Source organism: Sphingomonas sp. FG14 (genome assembly GCF_057809675.1).
Genome location: NZ_JBMDKK010000001.1, coordinates 1,446,200 through 1,463,341 on the forward strand (window position 1 = coordinate 1,446,200; position 17,142 = coordinate 1,463,341).

General features: G+C 66.7%; 13 protein-coding genes. 11 read left to right on the forward strand and 2 right to left on the reverse strand.

The window, feature by feature from the left end:
- Nucleotides 1-211: 211 nt before the first annotated feature.
- From ACODTA_RS06850 to ACODTA_RS06885, 8 genes are all read left to right on the forward strand, one after another.
- A complete protein-coding gene (locus tag ACODTA_RS06850) occupies nucleotides 212-1,456 on the forward strand; it encodes a sarcosine oxidase subunit beta family protein (RefSeq protein WP_489065065.1) in 1,245 nt (414 codons plus the stop codon).
- Between the two features lie 10 nt (nucleotides 1,457-1,466).
- Nucleotides 1,467-1,748, forward strand: a complete 282-nt coding sequence (locus tag ACODTA_RS06855; RefSeq protein WP_489065066.1) for a sarcosine oxidase subunit delta — start codon at nucleotides 1,467-1,469, stop codon at nucleotides 1,746-1,748.
- Nucleotides 1,745-4,666, forward strand: coding sequence for a sarcosine oxidase subunit alpha family protein (locus ACODTA_RS06860; RefSeq protein ID WP_489065067.1), 2,922 nt, complete (start codon nucleotides 1,745-1,747; stop codon nucleotides 4,664-4,666). The genes ACODTA_RS06855 and ACODTA_RS06860 overlap by 4 nt, the downstream gene beginning before the upstream one ends.
- Nucleotides 4,659-5,135: a sarcosine oxidase subunit gamma family protein gene (locus tag ACODTA_RS06865; RefSeq protein WP_489065068.1), complete on the forward strand. Its 477-nt coding sequence runs from the start codon at nucleotides 4,659-4,661 to the stop codon at nucleotides 5,133-5,135. Before ACODTA_RS06860 ends, ACODTA_RS06865 begins: the two co-directional genes overlap by 8 nt.
- Before the next feature lie 406 nt (nucleotides 5,136-5,541).
- A complete protein-coding gene (purU, locus tag ACODTA_RS06870; protein ID WP_489065069.1) occupies nucleotides 5,542-6,402 on the forward strand; it encodes a formyltetrahydrofolate deformylase in 861 nt (286 codons plus the stop codon).
- 23 nt (nucleotides 6,403-6,425) lie between these two features.
- Nucleotides 6,426-7,304 (forward strand): bifunctional methylenetetrahydrofolate dehydrogenase/methenyltetrahydrofolate cyclohydrolase FolD, encoded by an 879-nt coding sequence (folD, locus tag ACODTA_RS06875; protein ID WP_489065400.1) that lies wholly within the window; start codon nucleotides 6,426-6,428, stop codon nucleotides 7,302-7,304.
- 137 nt (nucleotides 7,305-7,441) lie between these two features.
- Entirely contained in the window at nucleotides 7,442-8,746 is a 1,305-nt protein-coding gene (locus ACODTA_RS06880; RefSeq protein ID WP_489065071.1) for a spinster family MFS transporter, read from the forward strand.
- A 26-nt stretch (nucleotides 8,747-8,772) separates the two neighbouring features.
- Nucleotides 8,773-10,548 carry a DUF885 domain-containing protein gene (locus ACODTA_RS06885; RefSeq protein WP_489065072.1) on the forward strand — a complete coding sequence of 592 codons (1,776 nt, stop codon included), beginning with the start codon at nucleotides 8,773-8,775 and terminating at the stop codon, nucleotides 10,546-10,548.
- A gap of 148 nt (nucleotides 10,549-10,696) precedes the next feature.
- Here ACODTA_RS06885 and ACODTA_RS06890 read toward each other — a convergent pair whose 3' ends face one another.
- A complete protein-coding gene (locus ACODTA_RS06890; RefSeq protein WP_489065073.1) occupies nucleotides 10,697-11,671 on the reverse strand; it encodes a hypothetical protein in 975 nt (324 codons plus the stop codon).
- Between the two features lie 239 nt (nucleotides 11,672-11,910).
- Complete coding sequence (locus ACODTA_RS06895; protein WP_489065075.1) at nucleotides 11,911-14,673, reverse strand: TonB-dependent receptor domain-containing protein; 2,763 nt, start codon at nucleotides 14,671-14,673, stop codon at nucleotides 11,911-11,913.
- Between the two features lie 390 nt (nucleotides 14,674-15,063).
- On the opposite strand from ACODTA_RS06895, the gene ACODTA_RS06900 reads away from it, so the two are divergent.
- From ACODTA_RS06900 to ACODTA_RS06910, 3 genes are all read left to right on the forward strand, one after another.
- The gene (locus tag ACODTA_RS06900; protein WP_489065076.1) at nucleotides 15,064-15,879 is read left to right on the forward strand and encodes a hypothetical protein; all 816 of its coding nucleotides are present in this window, start codon (nucleotides 15,064-15,066) and stop codon (nucleotides 15,877-15,879) included.
- 70 nt (nucleotides 15,880-15,949) lie between these two features.
- The gene (locus ACODTA_RS06905) at nucleotides 15,950-16,378 is read left to right on the forward strand and encodes a hypothetical protein (RefSeq protein WP_489065077.1); all 429 of its coding nucleotides are present in this window, start codon (nucleotides 15,950-15,952) and stop codon (nucleotides 16,376-16,378) included.
- Nucleotides 16,379-16,604: 226 nt separating this feature from the next.
- Entirely contained in the window at nucleotides 16,605-17,042 is a 438-nt protein-coding gene (locus ACODTA_RS06910) for an FxLYD domain-containing protein (protein WP_489065079.1), read from the forward strand.
- Nucleotides 17,043-17,142: the final 100 nt, after the last annotated feature.

Here is a 17,142-nt window from a genome sequence, read left to right on the forward strand (position 1 = left end):
GGCGGAGAATCTGCGATACAATCCATTCAAAAACAATATATTGACTGGATTTCCCGCGCTCATCGCCCCGCCCATGTATCGCGCCGCGCCGCTGCGAATGTCGCCGATATGCGGCGTCGATCGCGGCGCATTTGCCGCTTGCAACCAAACAGAACTGTATCTAACGTTGGCGCATGTTCAGGAGAGAGATCATCAGGATCGGATGCGGGCGATGACGCGCTACTCGGCATGGTCATTGCTGCGCGCCGGCCTATCGGGCCAGAAAAACTGGGCGCCCGCCTGGCGCGACGCCGGCCCGAAACCGGGTTACGACGCCGTCGTGATCGGCGGCGGCGGCCATGGGCTGGCTACCGCCTACTACCTGGCGCGCGTGCATGGTCTGCGCAACGTGGCGCTGCTGGAACGCGGCTGGATCGGCGGCGGCAATACCGGGCGCAACACCACGGTGATCCGATCCAACTATTTCTTCCCCGAAAGCACGCGCTTCTACGATTTCGCGCTGGACCTGTACGAAGGCCTGTCCAGCGAACTGAACTACAACATCATGTTCTCGCGCCGGGGCATGTGGATGCTCGCGCATGATCGCCACGGCGTGGAGATGCTGCGCCGTTCGGCCAACGCCATGCTGCGCAACGGCGCGGAGGTCGAGATGCACGACGGTGAGGAGGTTCGCCGCCGCATTCCGGGGCTGAACCCCGATCCGCGCTTTCCCATCATCGCCGGGCTGCTGCAGCCGCGCGGCGGCACCGCGCGGCACGATGCCGTCGCCTGGGGCTATGCGCGCGGCGCGGACGCGCTGGGCGTGGACATCATCCAGAATTGCGAGGTGCTGGGCTTCGATATCGCGGGCGGCCGCGTGCGCGGGGTGAAGACCAGCCGGGGCGACATCGCCTGCGATCGCATCGGCATGGCGGTGGCCGGGCACAGCAGCGTGATGGCGCAACTGGCGGGGTTCCGCCTGCCCATCACATCCTATGCGCTGCAGGCGTTCGTTTCCGAACCGATGAAGCCGGTGCTCGATACCATCGTGCTCGCCCCCGCGACGGGCGTCTATGTCAGCCAGTCGGACAAGGGGGAGCTGGTGTTCGGCGGCGCGCTGGATCTGTTCCCGTCCTATGCGCAGCGCGGCAGCCTGCCCGCGCTGGAACAGGCGGTGGCCGGGCTGATCGACATGTTCCCCCAATTCTCCCGCGTGCGCATGCTGCGCCAATGGGCGGGCATCGTCGATGTCGTCCATGATTCCACGCCGATCCTGGGCGAAAGCCCGGTCGACGGCCTGTATCTCAACTGCGGCTGGGGCACCGGGGGGTTCAAGGCGATCCCGGCGGGCGGATATTGCCTGGCGCACCAGATCGCCACCGGCACGCCCCATCCGCTCGCCACCGCATTCTCGCTCGATCGCTTCCGCACCGGCGCGCTGATCGACGAGGCCGCGGCCTCCGGCATCGCGCATTGAGGATCCCGCCATGCTGCTGATCGATTGTCCCTGGTGCGGCCCCCGTTCGGAACATGAATTCCGCTGCGGCGGCGAAAGCCACATCGCCCGCCCCGGCCCGCCCGAAACCGTCGCCGACGGCGAATGGGCCGATTATCTTTTCTATCGCACCAATCCCAAGGGGGAGCATCTGGAACGCTGGCTGCATCGCTTCGGCTGCGGCCGCTGGTTCAACATGGCGCGCAACACCGTCGATCACCGCATCACCGCCATCTATGGCATGACCGATCCGAAGCCGGAGCCGCAGGCATGAGCGGCGCGCGCTGCGATGGCGGCCATGCGATCGATCGCAGCAGCCCGGTCAATTTCCGCTGGGCGGGCCGCGACTATGCGGGCTTCGCGGGCGATACGCTGGCCTCCGCCTTGCTGGCGAACGGCGTGCGGCTGTTCGGCCGCAGCTTCAAATATCACCGGCCGCGCGGGCTGCTCGCCGCCGGGCTGGATGAACCCAACGCCATCGTCCAGCTGGAAACGGGGGCGAACACCATCCCCAATCTGAAGGCCCCCTATGTGGAGCTGTATGACGGGCTGAGCGCCGCACCGGTCAATGCCTGGCCCAGCCTGGAATTCGATCTGATGGCGGTGAACGGGCTGTTCAAGCGCTTCATCCCCGCCGCATTCTATTACAAGACCTTCATGTGGCCGAACTGGCTGCTGTTCGAACCCGCGATCCGCAAGGCGGCGGGGCTCGGCCGCGCGCCCGATCGTGCCGATCCCGATATCTATGCCCAGGCATCGGCGCAGTGCGACGTGCTGGTGGTGGGCGGCGGGATCGCCGGCATCGCCGCCGCGCTGGAACATGGCCGCGCCGGGCAGACGGTGCTGATCGTCACCGGCGGCGCGCATTGGGGCGGGCGGCTGGCGGGCGGCGCGGATCCGATAGAAGGCGGGAATGCGGATGCGTGGATCGCGCGCGCGCTCGCCGAACTGGCGGCGCTGCCCAACGTGACCCTGCGCAACCGCACGCTCGCCACCGGCAGCTACGATCACGGGCTGGTTTCGCTGTGCGAGCGGCTGACCGATCACCTGCCGATCGCCGCGCGGCGCGGGCCGCGCCAGAAGCTGTGGCGCGTGCGCGCCGGCCAGATCGTGCTGGCGACGGGGGCGTTCGAACGGCCGCTCGTCTTCAGCAACAACGATCTGCCCGGCGTGATGCTGGCGGGCGCGGCGCTCGCCTATCGCCGCCGCCATGGCGTGCTCGCCGCGCAAAACCCGGTGATCGCCACCAATAACGACAGCGCCTGGACGGCGGCGTTCGAACTCGCCGATGCCGGCGCGACGATCGCCGCGATCGCCGATGCCCGCCCCGCCCCGCCCGCGCATCTGGTGGCGGAAGCGAACCGGCGCGGCATCGCGACATTCGCGGGCAGCGCGCCCGAAAAGGCGTTCGGCGGCAAGGGCGTGCATGCCGTCACCATCGCCGCGCTCGACGGCGCGGGCCGGCTGACCGGCACCGCACAACGCATCGCGTGCGACGGCGTGCTGATGTCCGGCGGGTGGAGCCCGGCGGTGCATCTCCATTCGCAATCGGGCGGCAGGCTGGCGCTCGATCCCGCCTTGCAGAGCTTCGTGCCGCAGAGCCTTTCCGGTGCGCCAAGTCTCGGCGCGGCGGCGGGGGATTTCTCGATCGCCAACACGCTCGACAGCGCGCGCGGCGGCGGGGCCAGGATCGCCAACGATCCCGTGCGCCCGCTCTGGTCGATCTCGCGGGGGGAGGATCCCAATGCCGATGCCTGGGTGGACCTGCAGAACGACGTGACCGCGGGCGACGTGGCGCTGGCCGCGCGCGAGAATTTCCGGTCGGTCGAGCATCTGAAACGCTACACCACGCTCGGCATGGCGTCGGACCAGGGCAAGACATCGAACGTCAACGGCATCGGCATCCTCTCCGATCTGCTCGGCCGGCCGATCCCCGAAATCGGCACCACGCGTTTCCGCCCGCCTTATGATCCCGTAACCCTGGGCGTCTTCGCCGGGCACCGGATCGGCGACGGGCTGCACGCGCGCCGCCGGCTGGCGCTGCACGCCGCGCATCTGGCGGCGGGCGCGAAGATGGAGGAATATGGCGGCTGGATGCGCCCCGTCGCCTATCTCCGGCCGGGCGAAGAGGAGCATGCGGCGATCGCGCGCGAAGTGCTGGCGGTGCGGAATGCCGTCGGCCTGTTCGAAGCCTCCCCGCTCGGCAAGATCGAGGTGAAGGGCCCCGATGCCGCGCGGCTGCTCGATCGCATCTATGTCAACACCGTCAGCACGCTGAAGCCCGGCCGCTGCCGCTATGGCCTGATGCTCGACGAGAACGGCACGATCTTCGACGACGGCATCGTGACGCGGCTGGCGGAGGATCATTTCCTGGTCGGCACCACCAGCGGCCATGCCGTCACCGTGGCCGAACGGCTGGAGGAATGGCTCCAGTGCGAATGGACCGATCTGGAGGTGGTGACGCAGGATGTGACGGGCTGCTGGGCGGTGCTCAACATCGCCGGCCCGCTGGCGCGCACGGTGCTGGAGGGGATCGAGGGCGATATCGACTTCGGCCGCGAAGCCTTTCCGCACATGACGCATCGCGAAGGCCGGCTGGCCGGGCTGGAGGCGCGGATCGCACGCGTCAGCTTCTCCGGTGAGCTTTCCTACGAGATCGCGGTGCCGTGGCACAATGCGGCGCGGCTGGCGGAGGCGCTGGTGCAGGCGGGCACGCCGCACGGCGTGGCCTGGTTCGGGATCGAGGCGCTGATGACGCTGCGGATCGAAAAGGGCTTTCTCCACGTGGGTTCCGAAACCGACGGCGCCACCCAGCCCCAGGATGTCGGCTTTGCCGGCGCGCTGGCGGCCAAGAAATCGGACCATGTCGGCCGCCGATCGACCAGCCGGCCGGATTCGGTGCGCGGCGATCGCCGCCAGCTTGTCGGCATCGCGATGGCCGATGGCCGGCCGGTCGAACCCGGCGCGCATATCGTGCGGCCCGGCGCGGAGGGGGAGATCGGCAGCGATGGCTGGATCACCTCCGCCGCATGGTCCCCCACACTGTCCGCCCCCGTCGCGCTGGCGATGATCGATCGGGGGTTCGCGCGGATGGGCGAAGAGGTGCGCGTGTTGAATCTGGGCCATTGGCGGGAGGCGCGCGTGGTCGAGCCCTGCCGCTACGATCCGCACGGAGCGCGGTTGAATGTCTGAACTCATGCCCCTGCAGGATGCGATCCTGGCCCGCGATCCCGGCGTGATCATCGTCCGCGCGCGGCGCGGCGATCTCGATGCCGGTATCCGCGCCGCGCTGAACGGCGGCGCCTGCCACCGCACCGGCCCGAACGAATGGATCGTGATCTGCGATCCCGCAGGCACCGCCGCCAATCTCGCCGCGATCCGCGCGGCCTGTGGCGACGGCGCGGTGCTGGCGATCGACATCAGCCATGGCGTGACCGCGCTGGAACTGGCCGGCGCGCGCGGCGCGGAACGGCTGGCCGCCTATTGCGACCTCGATCTCGGCAGCGAGCGTCTCGCGACGGAAGGCGCGGTCCGCACCCGCTTCGGCGAGATCGGCGTGGTGCTGGCGCGGCTCGACGATCGCCCTGCGTACCTGCTGATCGCCGACCAGAGCTATGCCGATTATCTGGCCCTGCTGATGCGCCATGGCGTGGCGGCGTGAACGCGGATGCCCCCACCCTCTCCTCCCCATCGCGGATGGGGAGGGGGACCGCGCGACACAGTCGCGTGGTGGAGGGGAAATGCGATGCCGATACTGCCACAGAAGCGTGCCTAATTCCCGTCCTGCAAGCACAGCATGGAATGACGCACTGTATTTCCCCTCCACCACGCCGCTTCGCGTCGCGGTCCCCCTCCCCACGCTACGCGCAGGGAGGAGAGGGTTGCTGCGCACGCAAACGAGTCCGGAGAGAGATTGGAAGGCATGACTGTCCCACCGCCGCCAACCTACCCGTCATTCCAGCGAAAGCTGGAATCCATACGATGCCAGTGCCTCTGCCGAACTCCGTATGGACCCCAGCTTTCGCTGGGGTGACGCGTGAAGATGAGTCCCGAGAGAGATTGAAAACATGATTGCCCCCACCGCCGCCTCGTGCGTCCTGCGTTTCCGCTGCCCCGATCGCCCGGGCATTCTCGCGCTCGTCACCCCCGTGCTCGCGGAAAGCGGTTGGGATATCCGCGAGGCATCCGTTCATGGCGACGAGGACAGCGTCACCTTTTTCGTCCGCGTCCATCTGGCGAGCGAGACCGCGTCGATCGCGGCGCTGGAGGAACGCATGGTCGGGCTGGCCGAACAACTCCAGCTCGATTGGGAGATCCACGATCTCCGCCGGCCGGTGCCGGTGCTGATCGCGGTCTCCAAATTCCATCACTGCCTGGTCGACCTGATCCACAAGACCGAGATCGGCGCGCTGCCGATCCGCATCGTCGGCGTCGTCTCCAACCACGAGACCGCGCGATCGCTGGTCGAATGGCATGGCCTGCCCTTCCACCACCTGCCCGTCGACAGGGCGGACAAGGGTGCGCAGGAAGCGCGCTTCCTGGCGGTGATCCGCGAAAGCGGCGCGGAGCTGACGGTGCTCGCCCGCTACATGCAGATCCTGTCCGACGAATTCGCCGCCGCGCTGGCCGGGCGCTGCATCAACATCCATCACAGCTTCCTGCCCAGCTTCAAGGGCGCCAAGCCCTATCACCAGGCCAAGGCGCGCGGCGTGAAGCTGATCGGGGCCACCGCCCATTATGTGACCGCCGATCTCGACGAAGGCCCGATCATCGAACAGGATGTGCGCCGCGTCAGCCACGCCACTTCCGCCGACGAGATGGTCGCGATCGGGCGCGAGGTGGAGGCATCGGTGCTCTCGCGCGCGGTGCGCTGGCATGCCGAACACCGCATCCTGCCCAATGGCAACCAGACGGTGGTGCTGGCGTGAACCCGTCCCCGCTTCCCCGCCCCGTGCCCGCGCGCGTGATCGACGGGAAAGCCGTCGCGGCCGCGCGCACCCAGGCCCTGGCGCACCGCGTTTCCGGGTTCCGCGAACGGACGGGCGTGGTGCCGGGGCTGGCGGTGGTGCTGGTGGGCGACGATGCCGCCAGCGCGATCTATGTCCGCCGCAAGGCCCGCCAGTGCGAGGCGGTGGGCATGCGCTCGGCGCAGCATGTGCTGCCCGAGGCGACGACGCAGGGCGATCTGCTCGCGCTGGTCGAACGGCTTAACCGCGATCCCGATGTGCACGGCATCCTGGTGCAGTTGCCGCTGCCGCGCCATCTGGACGAAGCCGCGATCCTGGCGGCGGTGGATCCCGACAAGGATGTCGACGGCTTCCACACCGTCAATGCCGGGCGGCTGGCGCTGGGCCGGCCCGCGCTTGTCCCCTGCACCCCGCTCGGCTGCGTGCTGCTGCTCCGCGAACTGGGCGTCACCCTGCGCGGCAAGCGCGCGCTGGTGATCGGGCGATCGGTGATCGTCGGCCGGCCGATGGCGCAATTGCTGCTGATCGAGGATTGCACGGTCACGATCGCGCACCGCCATTCGCAGGATCTGCCCGCGCTCTGCCGCGAAGCCGATATCCTGGTCGTCGCGGTCGGCATAGCCGGCCTGATCCGGGGCGACTGGATCCGCCCCGGCGCGGTGGTGATCGATGTCGGCATCAACCGCGTCGGCGACGGCGCGGGCGGCAGCCGGATCGTCGGCGACGTCGCCTATGACGAAGCGGCCCATGTCGCGGGCGCGATCACCCCCGTCCCCGGCGGCGTCGGCCCGATGACGATCGCCTGCCTGCTGGAGAATACGCTGGCGGCGGCGATGGCGATCGAGGGCGGTGCGGCGGCGTGAGCGGCGGGGCCGCCCCGGATTACCCCCTTCCGCTCAGCCCGAACGGAATGCGGGGTCATGCGGCCCTGTAATGAAAACACGAACCGCCCCTATAACCGGCGCAACGCCGGACGCTTCGGCAGGATGAGGAGACACGCATGACGATCGGCACGACCGACCAGACCGGCCCCAACGGTGTGGCGCGCAATTCGCGCTATTGGGTGCTGTTCGTCATGACGATGGTCTATGCGCTCAACATCGCGGACCGGTTCGTGCTTTCCACGCTGATCGAGCCGATCAAGGCCGAATTCGCGCTGTCGGACAGTGCGGTGGGGTTTCTCACCGGCGTCGCGCTCGCCCTGTTCTACACCACCGCCGGGCTGCCGCTGGGGGCGCTTGCCGATCGCGTCAATCGCCGCAACATGATCGCCTGGGCGCTCGCCATCTGGTCGATGTTCACCGCGTTCTGCGGCATGGCGGGCAATTTCTGGCAATTGCTGCTCGCGCGGATCGGCGTCGGCATCGGCGAGGCGGGCGGCACGCCACCCTCGCATTCGATCCTGGCCGATTATTTCCGCCCGTCCGAACGCGGCGTCGCCATGTCGATCTATGCGATCGGCGTGTCGATCGGATCGGCGATGGGCGGCATCGGCGGCGGGCTGCTCGCCGAACATTATGGCTGGCGCGTCGGGCTGGTCGCCTTCGCCGCCGCCAGCCTGCCCGTGCTGATCCTGCTGTGGACGGTGCGCGAGCCCAGGCGCGGCGCCAGCGATGCCCATGCCGAAGCGGAAGAGGCGCGGCCGTCTTTCCGGGAATCGCTCGCCTTCATCCGATCGCAGAAATCGCTCGTGCATGTGCTGGCGGGCGCGACGATCGCGACCTTTTCGGGCGGCGGGCTGGTCTGGTGGACGCCCGCCTTTCTCGGCCGCTCGCACGGCATGTCGGTGGGCGAGGCCGGGCTGGACGTGGGGCTGATGAACGGCGTGGGCGGCGGCATCGCGATGGTGCTGGCGGTGTTCGTCATGCTCCGCCTCGCGCGGATGGAGGCGAAATGGCATTGCCGGTTCGTCGCCTGGCTGACGCTGCTGATCTCGATTCCCGGTGTCGCCGCGCATATGGTGAGCGATCGCGCCACCGCGATCCTGCTGTTGTGGCTGTTCGTCCCCTTCATCAACGTGATGATCGGGCCGTCGCTGGCGCTGATCCAGAATCTGACGCGGCCGGGCATGCGCGGCTTCACCGTCGCGGTGCTGCTGTTCACCGCCAATATCGCCAATCTCGCGCTCGCGCCGCAACTGATCGGCTTCGCATCGGACCTGCTGGCGCCGCGCATCGAGGATCCGGCGCAGTCGCTGCGCTATGCGCTCGCCTTTGCCGGGCTCACCGGCCTGTGGGCGGCGTATCATTTCTGGGCGGCGATCCGCACGCTGCCGCAGGACCTTGCCCGCGCGGGCAGCGCCTGACCACTCAATCTCCGGAGGGGATTTCCATGAAGACGAAACTCGGCCTGATCCTGTCGACGGCGCTGCTCGCCATGACGTTGCCCGCCAATGCCCAGCCCCCCGCCGCGTCCGCCCAGACACAGGGCGAGAACGCCAAAGTGTCGGCGCTGGCCGATGCGATCGAGCAGGATTCGCTCGCCAGCAATTTCAGCGCGCAGTTCCGCGAGGGCAAGCGCATCAGCGGCTTCGTCGATTATTCGCTAGACGATCTCGCCAGGGACGCCGCCAAGCGCGAACGCTGGAAAGCGCTGCTCGCCGCGATCCGCGCCGATGCGCTGGGGGAGGTGGAGCGCGAGACCTATGACATTCTCCGCTTCACGCTGATCGAAACGCCGATGGACGAAAACGAATATTGGCTGACCTTCGATCTGACGCCCTATCAGGCGCCGATGGCGATCGGCTTCGTCCAGCAGGTGCTCGCCGCGCATCCGCTCGCCACCGCCGCCGACGCGGCGGATTATGTGCGGCTGGCGGGCGCCTATGCGACGATGCTCGAGACGCTGGCTGCCAAGGTGGCGGCGCAGACGGCGCGCGGCATCTATCTGCCCAGGGCAGCGCTGCCGCCGATCCGGGCGACCTGGACGACGCTGGCGGCGAGCGCGGACGCGCTCCAGCCCGCACCCGCGCGGCTCTCCGCGCTCGATACCCCATCGCGCGCATCGCTCGAAACGGGCGTGCGCGCTGCCGCGGATGGCCGGGTGAAGCCCGCCTTCGCCCGTATCCAGGCGCTGCTCGGCCCCGCTTATGAAGCCAAGGCGCCGGAAGCGGTTGGGCTTGCCCAATATCCCGGCGGCAAGGATCTCTATCACAAGCTCATCCACCGCTACACCACGCTGAAGCTGACGCCGGAGGAGATCCAGAAGCGCGGGCTGGAACGGGTCGCCGATGTCGCCGGGCGCATGCAGGCGATCCGCGCGCAACTGGGCTTCACCGGCACTTCGCGCGCCTTCTACGACAGGATCAGCACCGATCCGCGCTTCCTGGCGAAGACGCCCGCCGATGTCGAAGCCACCTGTATGCGCTATATCCGCGCGATCGAGCCCAAGGTCTCGAGCTATTTCCGCACCCAGCCCAGGGCGCCCTATGGCGTGAAGCGGCTGCCGCCCGCGGCGGAACCGGGCCAGACCTTCGGCTATTACAGCCCGCCCAACGCCACCGAACCGCGCGGCTATTATAATTACAACGGCTCGAACCTCGACAAAAGGTCGCTGATCAACGCCGGCACGCTGATCTATCACGAACTGATCCCCGGCCATCATTTCCAGATCGCGGGGCAGAGCGAGAATGAAGCGCTCTCACCCTTCCGCAAGAATTACATGGCCGCCGCCTTCACCGAGGGCTGGGGCGAATATGCCGCCAGCCTGGGGATCGAGCTGGGCCTGTACGACACGCCGGAGGCGCTTTACGGCCGCTATATCAACGAGATGTTCCTGACGGTGCGGCTGGTGGTCGATTCCGGCATGAACTATCACGGCTGGTCGCTGGAAAAGGCGCGCGCCTATATGCGCGAGGTGACCTCGCTCTCCGATCTCGAGATCGATTCCGAATCGCTGCGCTATTCGGTCAGCCTGCCCGGCCAGGCGCTCGCCTATCGCACCGGCTACGACGCGCTGTGGGATCTGCGCCACCGCGCGGAAAAGGCGCTGGGGAAGCGCTTCGACATCCGCGATTTCCACGCCGCCGTGCTGGAATCGGGCGCCCGCCCGCTGCCGCTGGTGGAGGCGAGCGTGGACAGGATGATCGCGGCGAAGACGGGGAATTGATCCTTCAGCGACAATTCCACAACCGTTCGGGCTGAGCCTGTCGAAGCCCCTGTCCTTTCCTTTGCAGTGAGGAAGAAGAGCAGGGCTTCGACACGCTCAGCCCGAACGGCGTCTTGAAGACAACGATACGGGCAAATTTTCGACGGCCCTACCCCGCCGCTTTCGCCAGCAGCGCCTCGCCGAGCAACGGCTGCTCCGCGAACGCGTCGCGCTGCCAGCCGGGCACCAGCCGGTCGATCGTCAGGAACAACGCCAGCCCTTCATCCTGAGACCAGAAATTGCGCTTGCGCCGGACGGCCTCGATCGCGGCCGGCGCGGGCACGCCGGATTTCACATACCAGGCATAAGCCAGCCATTGGCCGAGCCCCTCCATGGTCAGGAACAGATCGTCGAGCGGCAGCCATTTCGCGTTGGCGCCCGTGAAATAGCCGGCCCGCCGCGCGCGCATCTTCGCCAGCGCCTGGCCCGCCAGCACCCGCGCCTCGCCATCGGTGGCGGCCGTCGCCGCCGCATAGAGCAGGTCGCGTTCGGCCTCGTACGCGGCGACATAGCCGGCATCCGCCGTGAACGCGTCCTGCAATGAATCGTCGCCGATATCGTCCGGCAGTCCGTATTCGCGGGTGAGCGCCGCCAGCCTGGGATTGGCGAAATAGAATTGGCGCGTGTGCATCAGCTCGTGGAGCAGCACGCCGTCCATCAGCCGCTCGAGCCCCAGTTCGCCGGTCACCCCGGCCTTGCGCCACACCGATGGCAGGCTCATCGCGAAATAGCCGGTGCCGGCGGCGCCATTGTCGGGGGATGCGAACGAGATCGGGCCGATCGGCGCGGTATTGCCGCCCGGCAGCGCGACGGGATCGCCATGCGGCGCGGCCGTCCATCGCAGGCGCCCCCGCCGATCGGCCCTGCCCGTATAGGTGCAGGCCGCATCGATCGCGATGATCGTCGGCAGCGGAGCGGGCGCAAGCTTCAGGATATCACGCTCGCTCGCGCGCCAGTTCGCGATCGCGCCATCGAGCCAGGCCCTGTCCTCCCGCGACATCATGCAGGCCGGTTCGGCCGCAGGAAGCGGCGCCGCGACCAGCGACGCCCCGATCATCAACAGCCATGCACCGGGTCGCCGCATATCGCCTCCATCGTCCGGAGCGCTGCGCGAACAGGTGGGTACCCGCTATTCGCAAAAAGCAGCGCGACCAAGGATCCATGGCATCGGCTTCGCATCTGCGCCGATCATCCGCAACTCGGCGCATGATCGATCCGCCCCGTTATTCCGTCAGCGCCGAAACGACGAAGCAATCCAGAGGTCCATACCCCTGGATTGCCTCGTTTCGCGTGCAATGGCGAGGGAGCCGAGGCTCCCCCGGATCAAAACTTCACGTTCGCGCCGACAGTGAAGTAGCGGCCCAGCGTGTCGTAATGCGGGCTGCCCGTGGTCGAGAAGGGCAGCTTGCGGTCCAACACATTGTTGACCTTGGTGTAGAAGGTGAAGTTATCCGTCACCTTGTACTGGGCACCAAGGTCCAGATAGACGCGCGCGCTGATGTCGTTGTTGGCGAGCAGCGGCCCATCCACGCCGTTGAGCAGATGATTGAACTTGCCGCCGCCGACATAGCGGACGCGGGCATCGAAGCCGAGCACATCGTCCTGATAACTGGCGCTGAACGTGCCGCGCCATTTCGGCAGGCCCAGCGACACGCCGTCGCCGACATCGCCCGCCGCGTCGTTGCGCGTCAGGCCGTTGTCATAGACGAGCTTCTTCACATAGGTCGCAAGCGCACGGAAGCGCAGTGTCGCCGGGCCGGCGCCCGCGATCTGCTTCATCGGCAGCACATAGGATGCCTCGAAATCGAAGCCGCTCGTCGCGAACTGCGCGATATTCTGCGCGTTCGAATAGACGGTCCTCAGCGTCTGCGTCACCGGATCGCGGATGATCTGGTTGCACGCGGCCTGGCTGCCGAGCGCGCACGCGGAGGTAAGGTCGGATGCGCTCAGGGTCGCGATCGCGCCGTCGATCTTGACGTCGTAATAATCGACCGAGAATTGCAGCCCGCGCGCGAACGACGGCGAATAGGATCCGCCGATGGTAAGCGTGCTGCCGATTTCCGGCTTCAGATTGACGTTGCCGCCCGAGAAGGTGGTGACCTGCGACGGGGTCGAGGTGTAGCCCGGGATGCCCGTGCGGCCCGCGCTGTCCTGATCGACCTGCGGCCCGATATTGATGCTCGTCTCGTTATAGAGATCGGCGATATTGGGCGAGCGGATGTCGCGCGAGCGCGTGGCGCGCAGCAGCAGATCGTTGAACAGGCGAACGGTGCCGCCCACCTTCCACGACCAGATGCCGCCGCTGGTGCTGTAATCGGAATAACGCGCGGCGCCGTTGAGATCGGCCTTGAACGCGTCCGCATCGAACAGCGGCACGACGATTTCGGCAAAGGCTTCCTTGACGTTGAAGCCACCCGAAAGCGGCGCGACATAGACAGGCAGGCCGAAGCCGCCGGCCGTCGCCCCGGCATCGAGCCGCGACTTCATCTTCTCCCAGCGCGCCTCGACGCCCACCGCCGCCGTCACCGGCCCGGCCCAGAGCGAGAACAGGTCTCCCTGCAGCTTGGCACCCAGCGAATCGAGCGTGCCTTTGCTGTATCCGCCCTGCGTGCCCGTCACATAATTGACCGCGTCGGCGGAGGCATTGCCCTCGCCGAAGATATTGAGCGGCCGGCAGGCGGCATCGTTGTTGCTGGGATCGGCATCGGCATTGATCGCGCAGACGATCTGGCCGCCGCTCAGCACCGCATCCAGCGCATTGTTGAAATTGACGGCAAGCCGGCTGTTGAGCAGCGCCGAATATTCGTCGAGTTCGCCATGGCTGTAATGCGCGCTATATTGCCATTTCCCGCCGCCGAAGCTGCCCTTGATGCCGATCGCGCCTTCCTTCAGCTCGCGATCCGATGCGAAGCGGAAATTCAGGACGTCGCGATAGGCACGGCTCAGCAGGAAGCTGGTCTCGCCCGCCGCGGCAAGCTGGTTGCGGACGGTCTGCGACAGATAGGGATTGGTCGCCGAAACCGTCAGCAGCCCGCCGCCGACATCGCCCGGTGCGGTGAAATCGGGGAAGAAATTATAGTTGGACTTGGTCTTGCCGTAGGTGGCGTCCGCCCAGATCGTCGCGCCGCCGATATCGTAGCTGAGCCGGGCATAGGCGTTCAGGCGCTTGAACGGCGCCGCCAGATAGATGTCGTCATACAGGTTCGATGCGTCCGCGCCGCCGATGCCGTTCGCATCGGGGCCGCGATAGGCGCGCAACGTCCCGTCATTGTTGAAGGTCTGCCCGGCAAGCACGCCGCTCAGGATCAGGCCGGTATGGCTGCGGATCGGGATATTGACATCATCGGCCAGCATCACGTTGCCGTTGATCACCGTGATGTCCGCGCCGCGCACGCCGTGGCGATCGAGGCGGCTGCCGGGCGGCAGGCCCTTATCCTCCACATATTCGGCGCCGATCATGAAATGGCCCCGGCCATCGGCGAATTTGGTGCCCCAGGAACCTTCGAACTGATAGCGCTGGCCGTCGCCGCGATCGGAAATGCCGGATTCCGCGCCGAGCGAGAAGCCCGTCAGATCGGTGTTCATGATGATGTTGACGACGCCCGCGACCGCGCCCGATCCCCAGGCCGCGGATGCGCCGCCGGTGACGACTTCCAGCCGCTTCACCATGCTGGTCGGCACGAAGTTGAGGTTGTTCTGGCCGACGAAGCGACGGCCGTCGATCAGTGTCAGCGTGCGATCGATGCCCAGGCCGCGCAAATCGACCGGCGCGGTGCCGCTGCCCGTGTTGCCGACCGTGGTCGCGCCGATCACCGTCGCGCGCACCTGCGGCTGATCGTTCAGCACCTGCTGCAGGTTCGATGCGCTGCTCTGGCGCAATTCGGTATCGCCGATCACCGCCGTCGGCGTCGGCTGGTCGAAACCGGCGCGATCGATGCGCGAGCCGGTGACGACGATTTCGTTTTCAGGAGTCTGCGCGGCGTCATCGCCTTGCGCGGGTTGGGCGAAAGCGGGCGCGCCCGCAAAGAGAATCACCCCCACGGAGGCGATCAAGGTAGCACGATACGACTTGACGTTACGGTTCACGGTCATTCTCCCCAGAATATCGACCATTTCGGATGTCCGAGCCTTGAGGAGCGGGTGACGAAAACCACAAACCCAAACAGGCTTCTCTTGTTCTTGTCAGGATCATTATTGCAGATTTGGGTCAGATGATAGACGATTTGAATAGGTGTTGAAATTCTTCGAATAGTGTTGCGCAACGACAACAACGCGCATGCGAATTTCAATATTATTGTTTATTTTCATAGTGATATGGAACGATCGCTCCACAGCATCGGCTCTCGTTCCCTCAGATCCTTCATTGACGGTCGGTCCTGTCCTGTCCCGATGGTTTTCGGGTGGACGATACGGACAGCCATGGATTACCGCCCTCACGGCTTTCATCGGGCCAAGCCACAATGGGTTACGCGGGCGATGCATTTCGATCTCATCCAGACCATCAGCCTTTCCGGAAAATCCGGTGTTCCCAATGACGATCGTATCGGCAGCGGCGAACGCCATGCCTGGGTGATCGACGGCGCCACCGATCTCGGTGAACCGGGCCTGCTTGGCGACCGTGGCGGCGCGGCATGGCTGTCGACCGTTGCGAACGCCGCCTTCACCCGGGCATCGGGATCGGTCTCGACGATATGCGATGCCGTTTTCGACGAGGTTGCCGCGCGCTACGCGCAAGAAAGGCGGCGCGAACCGCTTGGCGACTGGGAATTGCCGATTGCCGCCTTTGCGGCGGTGGCGGTTGAGGGCGACGGGCTTTCTTGCGCCTTCGCCGGCGACTGTGCCGTCATCCACCGAAGCGCCGGCGGCGTGTCCTTCCTCACCCCAATTCCAGATGCCGCTCCCGAACGCGCGCGCGCCGTGGCGCTGGGTCCGCTGACCGGCGCCGATGGCGCCCGCGTACCCGACGTTGTCGCTGGCCTCCGCGCATCGCGCCAGGGGCCGAAACGAGTGCTCGGCACCGATCCGCTGCATAGCCGCTCAGTCACCGAATTCAGCCGCGCGTCCGTAAAAAAGGACGACGATCTGCTGTTGATGACCGACGGCTTCGGCGCATTGATCGACGATTACGGCGTCTATGACGCGGCCGGGCTGTTCGCGCGCATTATGGAAGCCGGCCTTGCCGAACTCGCGGTGGAATTGCGCCACATCGAGAATCAGGACGCCGAATGCCGACGCTTCCCGCGCTTCAAGATCAGCGACGATGCTTCGGCGATCTGGTTGCGCGTGGCCTGATCCTGGGGCGCGATTGCCTTCACCGCTAAGGGGGCGCACACTCATCGCCTTCCGACGATGGAGAAGAGCCATGGTCACCGCGTCATCCGCTTCCCTTCCCCGCTGGTTCCGGCCGGCCGCGCTGCTTGCCGTGCTCTGGAACGCCTTTGGCGTCGTCATGTATCTCAGTTCCGTCGGCGTCTTCGGCGACCCCACCACCGGCCTGAGCGAAGCGGACCGCGCTGCGGCCACCTCGATCCCAGCCTGGATCATGGGCGCCTTCGCGATCGGGACCTTTACTGGGTTGATCGGCAGTTTGGGTCTGTTGCTTCGGCAACGCTGGTCAGTGCCCATGCTGATCATCTCGCTCGTCGCGCTGCTGATATTGGAGGGCTGGATCATCTTCCTGAGCGGCGCGCTGGCGTCCTTCGGCCTTGCCGTGCCGGTGATGGTGAGCGCGGGCGCGGTGCTGCTCGCCTGGCTGGCGATCCACGCACGGCGGAGCGGCTGGCTGGCCTGACGCACGCCCCGCAATTTCATTGCAATGTCATGGAAACATGATGGCGCCTCGCGCGTAGATACAATGCCCCCTTTGACTGACGTGGCGCTCGTGCTCCCATGAGCGCCCCGGCCCCGGCCCAACCACTCGGGCCGGGGTTTCTTTTGCCTGCATCGTTTCTCCTTGCCGGCGGCATCAAGGCTGCAACCCGTCATCGTATCGCTCGCACCAGGCGGAGGAGAGCGGCATGATATCCAGGCTGATGCGTCACAAGCCGCATGCGGCGTCGATCGGCGGCGCGGTGATCGCGGCGGCCGCCATTGCGGCATTGCTCGCCCTGACTGCCGGACCGGGCCGGGCCGGCGATCGCATCGCGCTCACCCGCAACCGCCTCGCCTTCGGCCCCGACGGCGCGCCGCTCTGGATCGGCGCCTTCACCAACCGTGCGGGCAGGCTCTATCGCGACGTCGCGGTCGCGGTGCGGTTCCTCGATCGCGACGGACATATTCTGGGTCGCGCCAGCGCCCATGCCAACCAGCTCGCCCCCGGGGAGAGTTTCAGCCTGACGGTGCCGCTGCCCATGGGCGCGCAGGCGGTGCAGCTCGTCGCGCTGCATTGGCGCCATCGCGCCGCGCGCGCCAGCCTTGGCCCCTGGCCGCTGCAACAGCTCGGTGCCCTCGCATGATGCGAATTGCGCCCGCGCGATAAGTCGCAGATCGTATCGTTCAAGCGCAAGATCGAAAAAAATCCGCCGATCGAATATCGGACAATCGGCAAATAGGGAT

What these genes read in the sequence shown, in the direction of transcription:
- ACODTA_RS06850 (WP_489065065.1), top strand. Translation starts at nt 212, where the DNA reads ATGACGCGCTACTCGGCATGGTCATTGCTGCGCGCCGGCCTATCGGGC.
- ACODTA_RS06855 (WP_489065066.1), top strand. Translation starts at nt 1,467, where the DNA reads ATGCTGCTGATCGATTGTCCCTGGTGCGGCCCCCGTTCGGAACATGAA.
- ACODTA_RS06860 (WP_489065067.1), top strand. Translation starts at nt 1,745, where the DNA reads ATGAGCGGCGCGCGCTGCGATGGCGGCCATGCGATCGATCGCAGCAGC.
- ACODTA_RS06865 (WP_489065068.1), top strand. Translation starts at nt 4,659, where the DNA reads ATGTCTGAACTCATGCCCCTGCAGGATGCGATCCTGGCCCGCGATCCC.
- purU (WP_489065069.1), top strand. Translation starts at nt 5,542, where the DNA reads ATGATTGCCCCCACCGCCGCCTCGTGCGTCCTGCGTTTCCGCTGCCCC.
- ACODTA_RS06880 (WP_489065071.1), top strand. Translation starts at nt 7,442, where the DNA reads ATGACGATCGGCACGACCGACCAGACCGGCCCCAACGGTGTGGCGCGC.
- ACODTA_RS06885 (WP_489065072.1), top strand. Translation starts at nt 8,773, where the DNA reads ATGAAGACGAAACTCGGCCTGATCCTGTCGACGGCGCTGCTCGCCATG.
- ACODTA_RS06890 (WP_489065073.1), bottom strand. Translation starts at nt 11,671, where the DNA reads ATGCGGCGACCCGGTGCATGGCTGTTGATGATCGGGGCGTCGCTGGTC.
- ACODTA_RS06900 (WP_489065076.1), top strand. Translation starts at nt 15,064, where the DNA reads ATGCATTTCGATCTCATCCAGACCATCAGCCTTTCCGGAAAATCCGGT.
- ACODTA_RS06905 (WP_489065077.1), top strand. Translation starts at nt 15,950, where the DNA reads ATGGTCACCGCGTCATCCGCTTCCCTTCCCCGCTGGTTCCGGCCGGCC.
- ACODTA_RS06910 (WP_489065079.1), top strand. Translation starts at nt 16,605, where the DNA reads ATGATATCCAGGCTGATGCGTCACAAGCCGCATGCGGCGTCGATCGGC.